Source organism: Pseudoxanthomonas sp. USHLN014, assembly GCF_037153335.1.
GTDB classification, from domain to species: domain Bacteria; phylum Pseudomonadota; class Gammaproteobacteria; order Xanthomonadales; family Xanthomonadaceae; genus Pseudoxanthomonas_A; species Pseudoxanthomonas_A winnipegensis.
Window position 1 is genome coordinate 153,980 of the sequence record NZ_JBBCKO010000010.1, and the last position, 14,850, is coordinate 168,829.

Genomic DNA, 14,850 nt, shown 5'->3' on the forward strand with positions numbered 1-14,850 from the left:
TTAGGCCCAAGGCCCCATGGTCGGGAAGACCTCAACCCTATCCAGGTGACTGCGGGTGCGCGGGAGTCGACCTGGATCTCTGAAGCTGCTGCCGAAGCACGGCCTCAGGCTCCATCCGCACAGCCGTCAGGCATCGGGTCCCGGTGGCATCGAAGAACAGCGTCACGGCGGAGCCGCCGGTGAAGTAGGCGTAGCCGATCGTCGGTGCGGGGTCGTCCGGCGGCGAAGTCCAGACCACATCCTTCAGTTGAAGGTGCTCGCGCACGAACTCCCGATGCACACACGCACCACTGAAACGCATGACCAGATCGGTGTCTTCCGCACCCGCAGGGCCGATCGAGGAGGACACCTTCACCAGGCCTACGCTGGTGTCTCCCATAAAGGTGCGGCCGTCCACAACGGCTTCGTTGCGGACCTGCGTCTTGGCGCGCAGGTCGGCCTCCAAGAGGCCACGGCCCGCCGCTCGACTCTGGGCGAGATTGTTGATCAGGGCCAGAACGGCCTGCTGCGAAGCCTCTGGCGCCTGGACGACCGGCGTCGCGGCGTTGACCACCACGCAAGTGAGGGAACCGATCGCCAACGCGCAAACAAACGGGACAAGCTTGGATGTCTTCATGATCTCACCACGGATAGTTGGCATCGTAGTAGTCCCCATTCGCTTGGGTATATGTCTTACCCGTCGAATTGGTGTTGTTGTCGCAGAAGGTCTGGCCAATCTCCTGGAGGCTCTTACCACTAGCGAGCATGGACAGCATCGTCGATTCATTCTGTGCGATCAGCGGAATGACGATCGAACCGGAAGTCGCGCCAGAAATCTCGCCCCTCACCACACCATTGTTCGACACCGCGTTCGCCTCCCAGACGCACATTTTGGTGATGTACTGGTCGCGCGTCAGCGGGGCCGAAATGTCTGGAATGCCGGCCACATGGTGACCAAGCTCATGGGAGAGATAGCCGAGGGTGCGATACAGGCCAACGGTATCGAACGAGTCGCATGAGTATGGCGGCACATAAATGATCTTCGTCGCCGGGTCGTACCTGGGAGGGTTCCCGTACAGACGGCCGGCGGTATGGGCGGCCACTTGGGAACGAAGTGTCGAAGACGCCTCTCCGATCCCATCGATGCAATAGCCCAAGCCAGTGTTCATGGTCTGGGCCGACGCAAATGGCGAGAACAGATAAAGCAGCACCAAGAGACAGAGCGCTCTGGTCATTTCACATGCTCCTTGTGATCAAACTTCCTTCACCAGCATCGTTTTTGAAAGCCCGCTGCAAGTCAATCCAGAAAACACATGTCTTTCACTAACGGCGCAACCTGTCACGTGCTTGGTGGGCATAGCGCCTGGAAGCGCATCGCATTCCCATCTGAGGCGCGGCTTCGGCGCGGGTGTCATCCAGATCAATCGATCGCGGCATTCATTGCTTGGTATCTCTCCAGACCGGCCCACGACTTAGGCTCCTGCCGTAGTGCCCTTCCTCTCTGCGAGGGCGTACGACCAATTAGAGCTGCACCGTGATCTATCTCAGGCGCTGAATCCATCGACAGCCGCGGCGCGCGAATAGGACACTTGACCTAGTTCGGCACCCGAGATTAGGATGATTGTCCTAGATACAACAGGGGCGAGAATGGACACACGTGCGCGCATCGTGGCCGAGGCGGACCGACTGTTCTATGAGCGGGGTTACGAGGCCACCTCGTTCGCCGACGTCGCCGACGCGGTGGGGATCTCCCGTGGCAACTTCTATCACCACTTCAAAAGCAAGGACGCCATCCTGGAGGCCGTGATCGGCCTGCGCCTGGAGGGAACCCGCGCGCTGCTCCAGCGCTGGGAGGCAGAGGCGGCAGCGCCGGCCGATGGCATTCGCACTTTCATCCGCATCGTGGTCCGCAACCAGGCGTTGATCATGCGCCATGGCTGCCCCGTGGGGACCTTGTGCAGCGAGCTGTCCAAACTCGAACACCCTGGACTGGCGCAGGCCACGCAGTTGTTCGTCCTGTTCCGTGAGTGGCTTGGACGCCAGTTCGAACGGCTCGGGCGCGGCGCGGACGCCGATGCGCTGGCCATGCACGTGCTGGCCTTCAGTCAGGGCGTGTCGGCGCTGACGCAAGCCTTCGGCGATGCGCAGTTCGTCCAGCGCGAAGTCGAGCGCATGGAGACCTGGCTCGACGCCGTTGCCGCCAGCGCGCCGGCATCGACGGCCGGGTGATCGGTTCGGCTTCAATCGTCTTCTTCCACAGGGGTACGTGCATGTTCATCGTGTTTCTGCGCTTCGCCGTCGACCGCAGCCAGGCCGCGCCGCTGCTGCAGGCGCATGCGCAGTGGTTGCAGCAAGGCTTCGATGACGGCGTGTTTGCGCTGGCCGGCAGTCTTGCGCCGCAGGCCGGCGGCGCGATCCTGGCGCATGGCCTCAGCCGCTCGGACCTGGAGCGCAGGCTGCAGGCCGATCCCTTCGTCGCCGCTGGCGTGGTGCACAGCGAGATCGTCGAGGTGGCACCGGCCAAGGTGGCGAACGGCCTCGAGTTCCTGCTGCCGTGAGTCGGCGTGTCGGCGATCCCAGGGGCCTCGCATGAGCGCCACCGTTCCCGGCCCTGACGGCCGCCCGCGCTGCGCCTGGTGCGCGGCGGCGCCGGAGTTCTTTCACTATCACGACACCGAGTGGGGCTTCCCGGTCGACGACGACCGTCGCCTGTTCGAGAAGCTCTGCCTGGAAGGATTCCAGTCCGGGTTGAGCTGGCGCACCATCCTGGCCAAGCGCGAGAACTTCCGCGCCGCCTTCCTCGACTTCGATTACCACCGCCTTGCGGCGTTCGACGAGCACGACGTGGCCCGGCTGCTGCAGGATCCCGGCATCGTGCGCCATCGCGGCAAGATCGAGGCGGCCATCCATAACGCGCGCATGGCCCAGGCACTGGTGCAGCGCGAAGGCTCAGTGGCGGCGTTCGTGTGGCGCTACGAGGCGCCGGCACCGACCATGCCCCAGACCCGATCGACCTCGCCGGAGTCCGTGGCGCTGTCGAAGGCGCTGAAAGCGCGTGGCTGGAAGTTCGTCGGCCCGACCACCGTGTATGCCTTCATGCAGGCGATGGGCCTGGTGAACGATCACGCCGAAGACTGCGTGGTGCGTGCGCAAGTCGCACGTGCGCGCAAGCGCTTCCGACCGCCCATCGCAGGCTGAGGCAGCTACGCCAGATCAACGGATCAGGGCGCAGGTTCATGTTCGCGAAAATAGGAGCAGACCGCGTCACTCGCGTAGAAAGCCGTACGCTGACCCTTGCTCCGCCTTTAGCTCGACCTTCAGAACGACTCTGAAAAGATCATCACCATCAAGCGTCGAATTCAGGCCAATTCGTACTTGACACAAAAGGCATTAAGTTCCGAGGAGACGGCCTCTAACTCGTCGTCGCGGACGTGCAGCTCAACACGCGTTCCCTTCAGCACATTGTCAACGGCCTTCTTGGCCTCACCAAGAGTAAAATTAAACCGTGCCCTTAGCATGCCATTGAGACCAATTTTGTCACAGCCAGGCTTCCATCCGACCAGATAGATGACCTTCATTTTTTTCCAGCCTTATCACGATCTCTATTGGTCGCTCTTGAAGAAGAGTTTTCGGCAAGGCCCGACCAAATCACGGATCAGAGTGCAATTTAATGGCCGAAAGAGCCCGAGCACTCTCTCCTCTTGCGAGCAAAATCGCACGCCGCCCCCTGTTCTCCTATTTCTCTACTCGGACCAGGCTAGAGTCTCTCGATGGTGAGCCCGTCCCAGAATGCCGGATGTATAACTAGAGGAGCGCCCGCTTCCGTCCGAGACTTCACATAAGCTTCGTACAATTTCTTGTTGTAAGCCTTATTATAAATATAATGCACCTCGTGCTTCTCATCCCTTACTCCAAAAAAGCCGTACCAAAAAAGCAAACTTATGACTTGGCTAATCTGAGACTCCTCAACACCAAACATCAAAATCCTGAGTCGAGCATCCTCCAAGGAAATGACTGATGGAGCCTCGATAAAAGCATACAAAAGCCCATCATGCGCCGGGTATATGTCCCTCAGTTCAAGATTGGTATCTTGGACTACGTCGGATGAAAAGTATTCAATCGCCTTGTCAATATCCTCCTCCGTTATTTTTTCGTGGTGCAGTGTAACCGCTCTTCCTCTTGCATGCTTAAGTAGATCGAGTAGATATCTGGGCCTCATCAGAGATCGATCGACAAGATACTGAAATGAACTCTCACCATGCGCATGACGAACAGAAATCCGAGGCCAAAGATCATCCAAAGACGCGGAACCCTCCTCAAGACTAGTCGTGATTCGCAAAGCGATTATTTGCTTTAGAGCTTCTGGGTCTCGCCAATCCACCACAACCTTTTGCTCTTTCCCTCGATCCGACATATGGTCGAGCAATATCTCGTAAACGTCGTTACGCAAAAAAACAAGAACCCTAACATCAATATCATCTGCAACCAGTTGTCGCTGCAGCTTTCTTGATGATTCCAGAAGGGCCTTCAATGTTAGAATATCAGATGCGTCGATTCCCGTAGGGTTCCATCCCTTATCAATATTATCGAACAATATCCAAAGCGAATCTTTCTTCTGAAGATGGCTTACTACAGCGGCATTAAGCTTTTGGACATCATTGTCATAGATTAGGGCCGTCACCTCCGGCGTGGACAAGGAAATCTCACTATCGTCATTACGCCGCTCAAAACGCTGCTCAATGCGGTAAATCAAACTCGATATACGCTCAGCAAAATCTCCTTGGCCCGCATCATAGCCATATTCTTTATATTTTTCTTCTAGTTGCAGGTAAGACTTATAAATAGAGTCATCCAGCCGATGCGTTGACTTGTCGAGCTGTAGCGCCGCGCGAGCAATCTCAAGTATTAAGACGCAGTGCCAGAAAGCCGTAATCGTATGCTCCTGACTGCCTTTATCCATGACATTAAGCACACGATCCTTAAGCTTAACAAGTTGATAGCCATCAGGCTTAAGGTCTAGTACGACATTTCTTCGAGCAGAGGAAACTTTGTCACGTACGCGAAAAAAAACAGCACTCTTTCCAGATCCTTTCCTCCCGACTACAAGCCGCACTTCTCCTTGCAGTGCCCTTCTAAATTCATCAGTAGCTAGGTAATAATCAGCCAAATCTGAAATTTCATTTTCAGCGGATGAAGCACCGAAGTGAACTCGCTCTAGAAGCGAAGCGTCCGCTTGATCTTCACTATCACCTGGCTCATTCAAACCAGAAACAATGTTACCGGCGAGATCAGCGACAACCTCATCAATCTTTGACGGATGGTGTATTACAGCAACCAAGTCTCGGTAATCCAAGGGGATCGGATCTTCACCCTCTTGTATGAGCGTGCAGGCCTTGGCCATCCCAGCGGCCAATCCTGCAATGAAAGCGCATCGCAGGTTGTGCACCTCAGCATCATCGACCGCGGACGGTAGCAAATGCACTAAAACTCCAAGCGATCTAGCCACCTGAGAAATGGCATCTATGGCGGAAAGGCGTGGCTGCTCAGAAGGATCAAAACTTCTGTATCCAAGGCCAGATTTCTTTATTCGAGCAGCTACGCGAATTGCATAATCACTCTGAAATCTAGTCTTTGTTACATACAGCGGCTGATTTCGATCTATTGGAACCTCACGCCTAAGCGGCTCGACATCCCTAACCGACTTTATAAGACCAGATAACTCGATCGAGTTCTGATAATCCTTGTATCCAAGAGTATCATATATTCCGAGCCTCCTTATTTTCTCATCTTCCCCTTTCCCATAGGCAATGTTTCGGACGATAACAAGTCGCTTCCCTCTGCCAATCGCGTAGCCAACTTCATAAGTTACATTGAAATTCAGGGATGTAATATCAGCAATCAGAAAATCTGATGTATCAACTCCCCTCAAAACCTCCGAAGAAATAAAGCGGCCGGCAATATCGAGTTCCTCCCATCCAACGAGTTCCGTGACGGCGTGAAATCGCTTCACCTCATCGATAGCAGACCGAATCGTTGCCCCAATTTGCGGAGGACGGGCTGGGTAGGCGAAGAAACCTTTCATTCAGTTCGTCCTCCTTAAGAAAGGCTAGCCGCACTTCGAATACCCACAATTCAAGCACGTCTGACACCCATCCATGATCACCATGGCCTTGGTGTTGCACTTGTGGCACATGCTGGCCGAGGGCGGGAAGCTGGCGCCGTCGCCGGTGACTTCGATGTCCTCGACGTGGTCGGCGGTGCTGTTGGGGATGAGGGCGGAGGCGGAAGCAGAGGCAGGAGCGACCCCTCCCCGGCCCTCCCCTTCGCTGCGCGAAAGGGAGGGGGCGGGCGCCTCGCTGCGCTTGGCGCTGGGGGTTACGTCAGTGTTTTTTTTTGAGCGGTCTTCGTACTGCTTGCGCTTTTCGGCCAGGATCGCCTTCTGGTGCTCGGACATTTCCGGGTCGTGGATCAGGCCGATGGACTTCATGTGCTCCTCGACGATGGCGCCGAGCTCGGCGACCAGCGAGGGCATGTAGACGCCGCCGGCCTTGAAGTAGCCGCCGCGCGGGTCGAACACGGCCTTCATCTCGTCCACCAGGAAGGTTACGTCGCCGCCCTTGCGGAACACGGCCGACATGATGCGCGTCAGCGCGACGATCCACTGGAAGTGCTCCATCGACTTGGAGTTGATGAAGATCTCGAACGGGCGGCGGTGCTCGTGCTCGGTCCCGGCGTTGAGGACGATGTCGTTGATGGTCACGTACATGGCGTGCTCGACCATCGGCGACTTGATCTTGTAGGTGCTGCCGACCAGCACGTCGGGGCGCTCGATGCGCTCGTGCATCTGGATGACTTCGGCCACGGGCAGCTCGGCCTCGGCGGCGGCGCGGCTGACGGACTCGGCGGGCACCGGCGCGGCGGCCTGGCGCGCCTTGTCTTCCGGGGTGAGCACGCTGTAGCCCTTGATTTTCTTGTCGATCTTGACGGCCATGGCCTTGGGTCCTGGGTGCGGTACTGCGTTGGGGTGGGAGGACACCGCCGTGCGCCAGTAGGCGCGCTCAGGCGGTGTGCCCTGGCCGGGGCGCGGCCAGGGCGGTGCTGCGGGTTACTTCGCTTTCTTGGCGACTTTCTTGACGGCTTTCTTCACTGCCTTCTTGGCGGGCGCCTTCTTGGCGGCGGCTTTTTTGGCCGGCGCTTTCTTCACCGCGGCTTTCTTGACGGCCTTCTTGACCGCAACCTTCTTGGCGGCGGCCTTCTTCACCGCTGGCTTGGCGGCGAGCCGCTTGGCCGTCGTCTTCTTGGCCACTTTCTTTGCAGCCTTCTTGGCGGCCACCTTCTTGCCCACGCCCTTGGCCTTCAGCGCGGCGGCCTCGGCCTTGGCCGAGGCGCTGGCGGCGACCAGCTTCTGCTTGGTGCTGGCCACGGTCTTCTTGACCGCCTTGGTGACCTTGCTGGTGCGCTTGGTCACGGCCTTCTTGGCCTTCTCCAATGTCTTGCTGGCGGACTTCTTCGCCGTGGCCGCGCGCTTGGCGACGGTGTCGGCGGCATGCGAAGCGGCCTCGGCCACGACGGTGGCGAGCTCGCTGGTCTTTTCCTTCACACTTTCGGCGGCTTCGGAAAGCGTCGCCGAGATTTCCGTTCCTGTGCTCATGTGCCCTCCATCAGGGCTCGTAGGGGTGCCAAGACGATGCCAGTGCAGCCGCGTGTTACGGGTGTCCCCCCTGCGCCGTGCTGCCGGCGACGCAGGGGTCTTCCAGCATCGCGCATGCCGGTGTGGGCCGGCGCGCGCGGCGCTCAGAACTTGCCGTAATACCCTTCCTTGAGCGCGTCGAACAGATTGGCGGCGGTGTGCATCTCGCCGTCGTACTCGATCTGCTCGTTGCCCTTGACCTCGACGAAGGAGCCGTCCTCCAGCTCGAAGCGGTAGGTGGTGTTCTCCAGGTCCGCCTCCTTGACCAGCACGCCCTGGAAGGCGGCCGGGTTGAAGCGGAAGGTGGTGCAGCCCTTCAGGCCCTGCTGGTGGGCGTAGCGGTAGATGTCCTTGAACTGCTCGTAGGGATAGTCCGTGGGCACGTTGGCGGTCTTGGAGATCGAGCTGTCCACCCACTTCTGCGCGGCGGCCTGCACGTCGACATGCTCCTTGGGGCTGATGTCGTCGGCGGCGATGAAGTAGTCCGGCAGCTTGGCCTGGGCGTCCTCGGAGAACGGCATGGCCTTGGGGTTGACCAGCTCGCGGTAGGCCAGCAGCTCGTAGGAGAACACGTCCACCTTCTCCTTGGACTTCTTGCCCTCGCGGATCACGTTGCGGCTGTAGTGATGGGCGAAGGAGGGCTCGATGCCGTTGGAGGCGTTGTTGGCCAGGCTCAGCGAGATGGTGCCGGTGGGGGCTATGGAGCTGTGGTGGGTGAAGCGCGCGCCGACCTCGGCCAGCTCGTCCACCAGCTCGGGCGCGACCGAGGCCACGCGCTGCATGTAGCGGCTGTACTTGGCGTGCAGCACCTTGCCTTCGATCTGCTGGCCGACGCGCCAGCCGTCGCGCTCCATCTCCGGGCGCTGGCGCAGCATCGCCGGGGTTACCTCGAAGCGCTCCTCCATGATCGGGGCGGCGCCCTTCTCCTTGGCCAGGGCCAGACCGGTTTCCCAGCCGGCCACGGCCATGTCGCGGGCGATCTGTTCAGTGAACTCGCACGAGGCGGCGCTGCCGTACTTCATGCGCAGCATGGTCAGGGTGGAGCCCAGGCCGAGGAAGCCCATGCCGTGGCGGCGCTTGCGCAGGATCTCGTTGCGCTGCTGCTCCAGCGGCAGGCCGTTGACCTCGACCACGTTGTCGAGCATGCGGGTGAACACGCGCACGACTTCCTTGTATTCCTCCCAGTCGAAGCGCGCCTGCTCGGTGAACGCATCGCGCACGAAGGTGGTCAGGTTGATCGAGCCCAGCAGGCAGGCGCCGTAGGGCGGCAGCGGCTGCTCGCCGCAGGGGTTGGTCGCGCGGATGTTCTCGCACCACCAGTTGTTGTTCATCTCGTTGACGCGGTCGATCAGGATGAAGCCCGGCTCGGCGTAGTCGTAGGTGGACACCATGATCATGTCCCACAGGTGGCGGGCGCGGATATGCCCGTACACCTTGCAGGCCACCAGGCCGTCGTCGCGCTGCACGTACTGGTCGGCGTTGGGCCACTCGCGCCAGACCACCTTCGCCGCGTCGGCCAGGTCGATGTCGCCCTGTTCCTTCTGGTTGACCGGGAACACCAGCGGCCAGTCGGCATCGTCCTCCACCGCCTGCATGAAGCCGTCGGTGATCAGCAGGGACAGGTTGAACTGGCGCAGGCGGCCGTCCTCGCGCTTGGCGCGGATGAAGTCCTTCACGTCCGGATGCGACACGTCGAAGGTGCCCATCTGCGCGCCGCGGCGCCCGCCGGCGCTGGACACGGTGAAGCACATCTTGTCGAAGATATCCATGAAGGACATCGGGCCGGAGGTGTAGGCGCCGGCGCCGGCGACGAAGGCGCCCTTGGGCCGCAGCGTGGAGAACTCGTAGCCGATGCCGCAGCCGGCCTTGAGGGTCAGGCCGGCCTCGTGGACCTTCTCCAGGATGCCGTCCATCGAGTCGGTGATGGTGCCCGAGACGGTGCAGTTGATCGTGCTGGTGGCCGGCTTGTGTTCCAGCGCGCCGGCATTGGAGGTGATGCGCCCGGCCGGGATGGCGCCGCGGCGCAGCGCCCAGACGAAGCGCTCGTACCAGTAGGCGCGCTTCTCGGCGGTCGGCTCGGCGTCGGCCAGGGCGCGTGCCACGCGCTGGTAGGTGCCGTCGATGTCGGCATCGATGGCCACGCCGGCCTTGCTCTTCAGGCGGTACTTCTTGTCCCAGATGTCCTGGGACGCGGGCTGCATCGGGATGACGCGGGCCGCTTCTGTTTTCTTGACCGCCTCAAGGCGCACCGTGCTCATGGATTGGAGCTCTCCGTCATGGATGAAAGGCGCGCACGCCAGCTTAGGCGCGCGCGCGAGATGGATGAAATTTCGGTCAGCTGCGGCGTGTGCGCACGCATGCCCGGGCAAGGCACTGAAGCGTCGGACAGATTGTGGTGACGGTCCGGCCTGGACCGCCTGCACACCTGATGCATGCGCCGCTTCCCCACTGGCGCCGGGAAACCCAAGCCAAACCCTATGGCTTGGGGCCATTGCGCGGACACCTCGCTACATCTTGGGGCCGCAAGCCATGGAAAGTAGTCCCGCCCCCGAGGGCTGTCAACCACGCGTCACGCAGTTTGCGTGGAACGCTCGGGTGCACCTTCCATGGAACCCGCGCCGCGCCTGCGCGGGCCGATTTCATTGCCGGTTTAGGCGCCGCTGATCACACTCGTTCAGGTTGCCGGGGGCGGTGAGGACAGGCGCGTTGCCGCGATGCCGCACGCCCCCGGGCGCCTCCTTCCATGCCGATCGCCACCCGACCCGTATGCGCCCACTGCCGACTCTGCTGTCCCTGACCGCCGCCGCTGCCTTCGGCGGCTTCGTCGCCCTTGGCCTGTACCAGACCTTCGACCATCCCGCGCTGGCGCGCGAGGACGGGCCGCCGTCCTCGGCGATCCTGCCGGCCGCCGCCGCGGGCGCGGCGCTGCCGGCCGCGGTGGAAGGCCAGGCGGTGCCGTCGCTGGCGCCGATGCTCAAGCGCGTCACCCCGGCGGTGGTGAGCGTCTACAGCCGCCAGACCGTGCGCGTGGCCAGCCCGCTGGGGCCGTTCGCCAACGATCCGGTGTTCCGCCGGCTGTTCGGCATCCCCAACATGCCGCAGGAGCGCGTGCAGCGCGCGCTCGGCTCGGGCGTGATCATCGACGCCCAGCGCGGCCTGGTGCTCACCAACCACCACGTGGTGGAGAACGCCGACGGCGTGTCGGTGACCTTGAGCGACGGGCGCACGGTGGAGGCCGAGTTCCTCGGCTCGGACCCGGACACCGACGTGGCCCTGATCCGCATCCCGCCCAAGGACCTGACCCAGATCCCGCTGGGCGACAGCGACAAGCTGCAGGTCGGCGATTTCGTCGTCGCGGTCGGCAACCCCTACGGCCTGGGCCAGACGGTGACCTCGGGCATCGTCTCGGCGGTGGGCCGCAGCGGCATCCCGGTGGCCGGCTACCAGAACTTCATCCAGACCGATGCCTCGATCAACCCGGGCAACTCCGGCGGCGCGCTGGTCAACCTGCAGGGCCAGCTGGTGGGCATCAACACCGCCAGCTTCAATCCTTCCGGCTCGATGGCCGGCAACATCGGCCTAGGGTTCGCCATCCCGATCGACCTGGCGCGCAACATCGCCGAGCAGCTCTACACCAACAAGGGCGTGGTCAAGCGCGGCACGCTGGGCGTGACCACGCAGGACGTGGATCAGCGCCTGGCCACGGCGCTGGGCCTGGATACGCCGCGCGGTGCGCTGGTGACTGGGGTGTATCCCGGTTCGGGCGCAGCCGCCGCGGGGCTCAAGCCTGGTGACGTGGTGCTGCAGGCCAACAACCAGCGCATCGACAACAGCGCGGCGCTGCACAACTTCGAAGGCCTGCAGGGCGTGGGCAGCCAGGTCACCCTGGACATCCGCCGCGACGGCAAGCCGCTGAGCCTGCGCGTAGGCCTGAAGGAACAGCAGCGCGACCTGCCCGGCGCGCAGCTGGACCCGCGCCTGTCCGGTGCGACCTTCAACGAGGTCGACGAGGCCCTGCGCCAGACCCTGCGCGCCAACGGCGTGGGCGGTGGCGTGCAGGTCGGCCAGGTGCAGCCGCGGAGCCGTGCCTGGACCAACGGGTTGCGCAGCGGCGATGTGATCATCGAGGGCAGCAATGGCCGCTTCGCCGACCTGCCCAGCTTCCGCAGCAGTTTCGCCAAGCCGCCGCAGCAGCTGGTGCTGCGCGTGTTGCGCGACGGCGAGGACGGCACGCTGCTGATGCGCTGAATGCTGGCCGTCCCGTCACGGGCCGCATGCGGCACGCTGACGGGGCATTCATGCGGCCCTGGGGTAGGCTCGACCACCTGCTGTCCCACCCGTTCAAGGAGCCATGCCATGTCCGACGCTGCCAACAAGATGAAGTCCTCCCTCGGTGAGGCCGGGGAACACCTGAAGTCCGCCGCCTCGGCCGCCAGCGATGCGGTCAAGGGCGCCGCCTCGGTCGCCGGCGACGAGCTGCGCCTGGGCAAGGCCACGGCCAAGGCCGAGCTGTCCGACGGCGCGCTGGCCGGCCTGAGCGCGGCCGAATTCGGCGGCGAAGCCGCCCGCGAGCAGGTCGACGCCCTGGTGGAAAAGGGCCGCGACCTGATCGACAGCGCCGCCGAACTGATCCGCGAGCGTCCGCTGGCCTCCTTCGGCATCGCCCTGGCCGCCGGCTGGGTCATCGCCAAGCTGGGACGCAGCAGCGATTGATCGCCCGCACCACCGCGACACCGGAGCCGGCGTGAGCGCGCCCGACCACGACGCCGCCCCCGGCGACGACGCAACGCCCTCGCTGGACGAGAGCCTGCGGCGCGTCGGCAAGGCCGGTAAGGACAGCCTGTCCTCGGCGGTGGCTACCGCCAAATCGCTGCGCCGGCTGGTCCTGGCCGACTTCGCTCTGGCCCGCGCCTCGCTGGCGCGGGCGATGGTGTGGATGTCGGTGGCCGCCGCGTTCGGCGTGTCCAGCTGGCTGCTGCTGATGGGCGCGCTGATCGCCCTGCTGCAGCGGCTTGGGCTGTCCTGGCTCGGCGCGCTGTCGGTGGCCGCGGGCCTGAGCCTGGCGATCACCGCGCTGGGCGTGTGGCAGACGCTGCGCTATTTCGGCTTCAGCCGGATGGATGCTACCCGGCGCCAGCTCAAGGCCATGGGCCTGGGCGACGACGATGAGGAAGACGCCGGGCCGGAGGCGCGCTCGGCCGCCGAGCAGCTGCGCGCCCAGCAAGGAGGCACGCCATGAAGTTCGCTCACCTGCGCCATCGCGTGGACCGCGCCGAGGCCCTGGTTGAGCACCGCCGCGCCCAGACCCTGGCCGATGCCGATGCCCTGATCGGGCACTGGAAGCGCGGCTGGACGCCGTGGCGCATCGTGCTGGCCGGCCTGGGGCTGGGCTTCGTGATCGGCCAGACCCGGCCGATGCGCGCGGTCGGGGCGACCAAGTGGCTGCGCTCGGTGAGCGCGATCTCCGGCATGTTCACCTCGCTGCAGGCGGCCATGGCCGCCTGGCAGGCCGATCAGGCGGCGGACAAGGCGCACGATGCGGCCGGCAGCGCGCAGTCGGCGGCCGGCGCCACCCATCAGGCCGCCGCCGCGGCGGGTGCGGCGGCCGCCAGCACCGGCGCAGACGACGCGGCGCGGCTGGCGCAGGGCAACACCACGGCGCGGGCGGCCGGGCTGGCCACCGCCGACGGCGGGCCGGCGCCGACACCGGCGCGCGGCGTGTCATCCTATGGCCGCGCCGCCGAGGCGCGCGGTGAGACCGAGGCCTGGGCGGCGCAGGCGCCGCGCCCGGCCGAAGCGGCCACCGACGTCTCCGAACGCTAACGCCAGCCGCCGCATGTCCACGTCCGAAGCCGATCTCTCGCCGGCACCCACGCCCCTGCCCGTCAAACCGGTGGCGCCGCGCCCGCGCGGGCCGCTGTCGCTGGTGATCCTGGCCTTCCTGGCCTGCGGTTACACGCTGTGGCTGGCGCAGGCGGTGATCCTGCCGGTGCTGCTGGCGGTGTTCCTGGCGCTGGTCGGCAACCCGCTGCTGCGCGGCCTGCAGCGGCTGTACGTGCCGCGCTTCCTCGGTGCGCTGCTGGTGCTGCTGCTGGGCCTGGCCGCGGCCGGGGCGCTGGCCTACCAGATGGTGCCGCCGGCCGCGGCCTGGGCCAAGGCAGCGCCGCGCGAGCTGCGCCAGCTCGCGCCCAAGCTGCATGAGCTGACCAAGCCGGTCTACGACGCCAACCAGGCGGCCGAGAACTTCGCCCGCGCCGCCGCCGGCGACACCGGCCGGCGCCCGCAGGTGATGCGCACCGCCGACGATCCGTACCGCACGCTGACCGCCACCCCGCGCATGATCGCCTCGGTGCTGGCGGTGGTGCTGCTGACGTTCTTCTTCATGGTCTATGGCCAGCCGCTGCAGCGCCATGCCGTGGCGCTGATGCCTAGGCGTCAGCAACAGAAGCTGACCGTGGGCATCCTGCAGTCCATCGAGCGCGCGGTCTCGCGCTATGTGCTGACCATCAGCCTGATCAACTGTGTGGTGGGCCTGCTGTTCGCCGGCGCGCTGATGCTGCTGAAGTTCCCGCTGGCCGATGCGCTGCTGTGGGGCACGATGGTGGCGATCCTCAACTTCGCCCCCTACGTGGGCCCGCTGATCGGCATCGTGATGATGCTGGTGGTGGGCCTGACCACCTTCGACGATGCCTGGCCCTCGCTGCTGCCGGCGGCGATCTACCTGGGCCTTCACACGCTGGAGGGCCAGGTGGTCACGCCGATCGTGCTGGGCCGGCAGATGCGCCTGTCGCCGCTGATCCTGATCCTGTCGCTGATGGTGTTCGGTTCGCTGTGGGGGATCGTGGGGCTGCTGTTGGCGGTGCCGATGCTGGTGTGCATCAAGCTGGTGTTGGCGCGGGTGCAGGGGATGGAGGGGTGGGCGCGGCTGATGGAATAGCGCAGCTTGCTGTTGCTTTGGCCTTTGCTTTGGCCTTTGCTTTGGCCTTTGCTTTGGCCTTTGCTTTGGCCTTTGCTTTGGCCTTTGCCTTTGCCTTTGCCTTTGCCTTTGCCTTTGCCTTTGCGGTTGCTCCACCTGTCTGAGCCGTAAAGCACGCCGAGCACCGCAGCGAAGCAGGGCCGAAGAGGCGCCCTGTTTGAGCGAAGCGAGTTTGGGCGCCGTGCCCTGCTTCGCGAGGAGCGCA

General features: G+C 63.5%; 16 protein-coding genes. 9 read left to right on the forward strand and 7 right to left on the reverse strand.

Annotation, left to right across the window (positions count from 1 at the left end):
- Window positions 1–37: 37 nt before the first annotated feature.
- On the reverse strand, window positions 38–616 hold the full coding sequence (locus WFQ05_RS17100; protein WP_337054672.1) for a hypothetical protein: 579 nt from the start codon (window positions 614–616) through the stop codon (window positions 38–40).
- 4 nt (window positions 617–620) lie between these two features.
- The gene (locus WFQ05_RS17105; RefSeq protein WP_337054673.1) at window positions 621–1,214 is read right to left on the reverse strand and encodes a hypothetical protein; all 594 of its coding nucleotides are present in this window, start codon (window positions 1,212–1,214) and stop codon (window positions 621–623) included.
- Window positions 1,215–1,626: 412 nt separating this feature from the next.
- On the opposite strand from WFQ05_RS17105, the gene WFQ05_RS17110 reads away from it, so the two are divergent.
- From WFQ05_RS17110 to WFQ05_RS17120, 3 genes are read left to right on the forward strand one after another with little or no spacing between them, the layout of a single operon-like run.
- Window positions 1,627–2,208 carry a helix-turn-helix domain-containing protein gene (locus tag WFQ05_RS17110; protein WP_337054674.1) on the forward strand — a complete coding sequence of 194 codons (582 nt, stop codon included), beginning with the start codon at window positions 1,627–1,629 and terminating at the stop codon, window positions 2,206–2,208.
- Window positions 2,209–2,249: 41 nt separating this feature from the next.
- Entirely contained in the window at window positions 2,250–2,537 is a 288-nt protein-coding gene (locus WFQ05_RS17115; RefSeq protein WP_337054675.1) for a YciI family protein, read from the forward strand.
- 31 nt (window positions 2,538–2,568) lie between these two features.
- Window positions 2,569–3,177, forward strand: a complete 609-nt coding sequence (locus WFQ05_RS17120) for a DNA-3-methyladenine glycosylase I (protein WP_337054676.1) — start codon at window positions 2,569–2,571, stop codon at window positions 3,175–3,177.
- Between the two features lie 161 nt (window positions 3,178–3,338).
- Here WFQ05_RS17120 and WFQ05_RS17125 read toward each other — a convergent pair whose 3' ends face one another.
- From WFQ05_RS17125 to WFQ05_RS17145, 5 genes are all read right to left on the reverse strand, one after another.
- Window positions 3,339–3,557, reverse strand: coding sequence for a hypothetical protein (locus tag WFQ05_RS17125; protein WP_337054678.1), 219 nt, complete (start codon window positions 3,555–3,557; stop codon window positions 3,339–3,341).
- Window positions 3,558–3,736: 179 nt separating this feature from the next.
- Window positions 3,737–6,061: a hypothetical protein gene (locus WFQ05_RS17130; RefSeq protein ID WP_337054679.1), complete on the reverse strand. Its 2,325-nt coding sequence runs from the start codon at window positions 6,059–6,061 to the stop codon at window positions 3,737–3,739.
- 24 nt (window positions 6,062–6,085) lie between these two features.
- On the reverse strand, window positions 6,086–6,970 hold the full coding sequence (locus tag WFQ05_RS17135) for an NrdJb (RefSeq protein WP_337054680.1): 885 nt from the start codon (window positions 6,968–6,970) through the stop codon (window positions 6,086–6,088).
- A 114-nt stretch (window positions 6,971–7,084) separates the two neighbouring features.
- Complete coding sequence (locus WFQ05_RS17140; protein WP_165403008.1) at window positions 7,085–7,630, reverse strand: hypothetical protein; 546 nt, start codon at window positions 7,628–7,630, stop codon at window positions 7,085–7,087.
- A gap of 143 nt (window positions 7,631–7,773) precedes the next feature.
- Window positions 7,774–9,927, reverse strand: a complete 2,154-nt coding sequence (locus WFQ05_RS17145; protein WP_337054681.1) for an adenosylcobalamin-dependent ribonucleoside-diphosphate reductase — start codon at window positions 9,925–9,927, stop codon at window positions 7,774–7,776.
- A gap of 508 nt (window positions 9,928–10,435) precedes the next feature.
- On the opposite strand from WFQ05_RS17145, the gene WFQ05_RS17150 reads away from it, so the two are divergent.
- The 6 genes from WFQ05_RS17150 to WFQ05_RS17175 all read left to right on the forward strand — a co-directional run bounded on the left by WFQ05_RS17150 (window position 10,436) and on the right by WFQ05_RS17175 (window position 14,749).
- Window positions 10,436–11,917 carry a Do family serine endopeptidase gene (locus tag WFQ05_RS17150; RefSeq protein ID WP_130535007.1) on the forward strand — a complete coding sequence of 494 codons (1,482 nt, stop codon included), beginning with the start codon at window positions 10,436–10,438 and terminating at the stop codon, window positions 11,915–11,917.
- Window positions 11,918–12,025: 108 nt separating this feature from the next.
- A complete protein-coding gene (locus tag WFQ05_RS17155; RefSeq protein ID WP_130524469.1) occupies window positions 12,026–12,382 on the forward strand; it encodes a hypothetical protein in 357 nt (118 codons plus the stop codon).
- A 31-nt stretch (window positions 12,383–12,413) separates the two neighbouring features.
- A complete protein-coding gene (locus WFQ05_RS17160; RefSeq protein WP_130524470.1) occupies window positions 12,414–12,908 on the forward strand; it encodes a phage holin family protein in 495 nt (164 codons plus the stop codon).
- Complete coding sequence (locus tag WFQ05_RS17165; protein WP_337054682.1) at window positions 12,905–13,492, forward strand: hypothetical protein; 588 nt, start codon at window positions 12,905–12,907, stop codon at window positions 13,490–13,492. Before WFQ05_RS17160 ends, WFQ05_RS17165 begins: the two co-directional genes overlap by 4 nt.
- Before the next feature lie 13 nt (window positions 13,493–13,505).
- On the forward strand, window positions 13,506–14,606 hold the full coding sequence (locus WFQ05_RS17170; protein WP_337054683.1) for an AI-2E family transporter: 1,101 nt from the start codon (window positions 13,506–13,508) through the stop codon (window positions 14,604–14,606).
- Entirely contained in the window at window positions 14,585–14,749 is a 165-nt protein-coding gene (locus WFQ05_RS17175) for a hypothetical protein (RefSeq protein WP_337054684.1), read from the forward strand. The genes WFQ05_RS17170 and WFQ05_RS17175 overlap by 22 nt, the downstream gene beginning before the upstream one ends.
- Window positions 14,750–14,850: the final 101 nt, after the last annotated feature.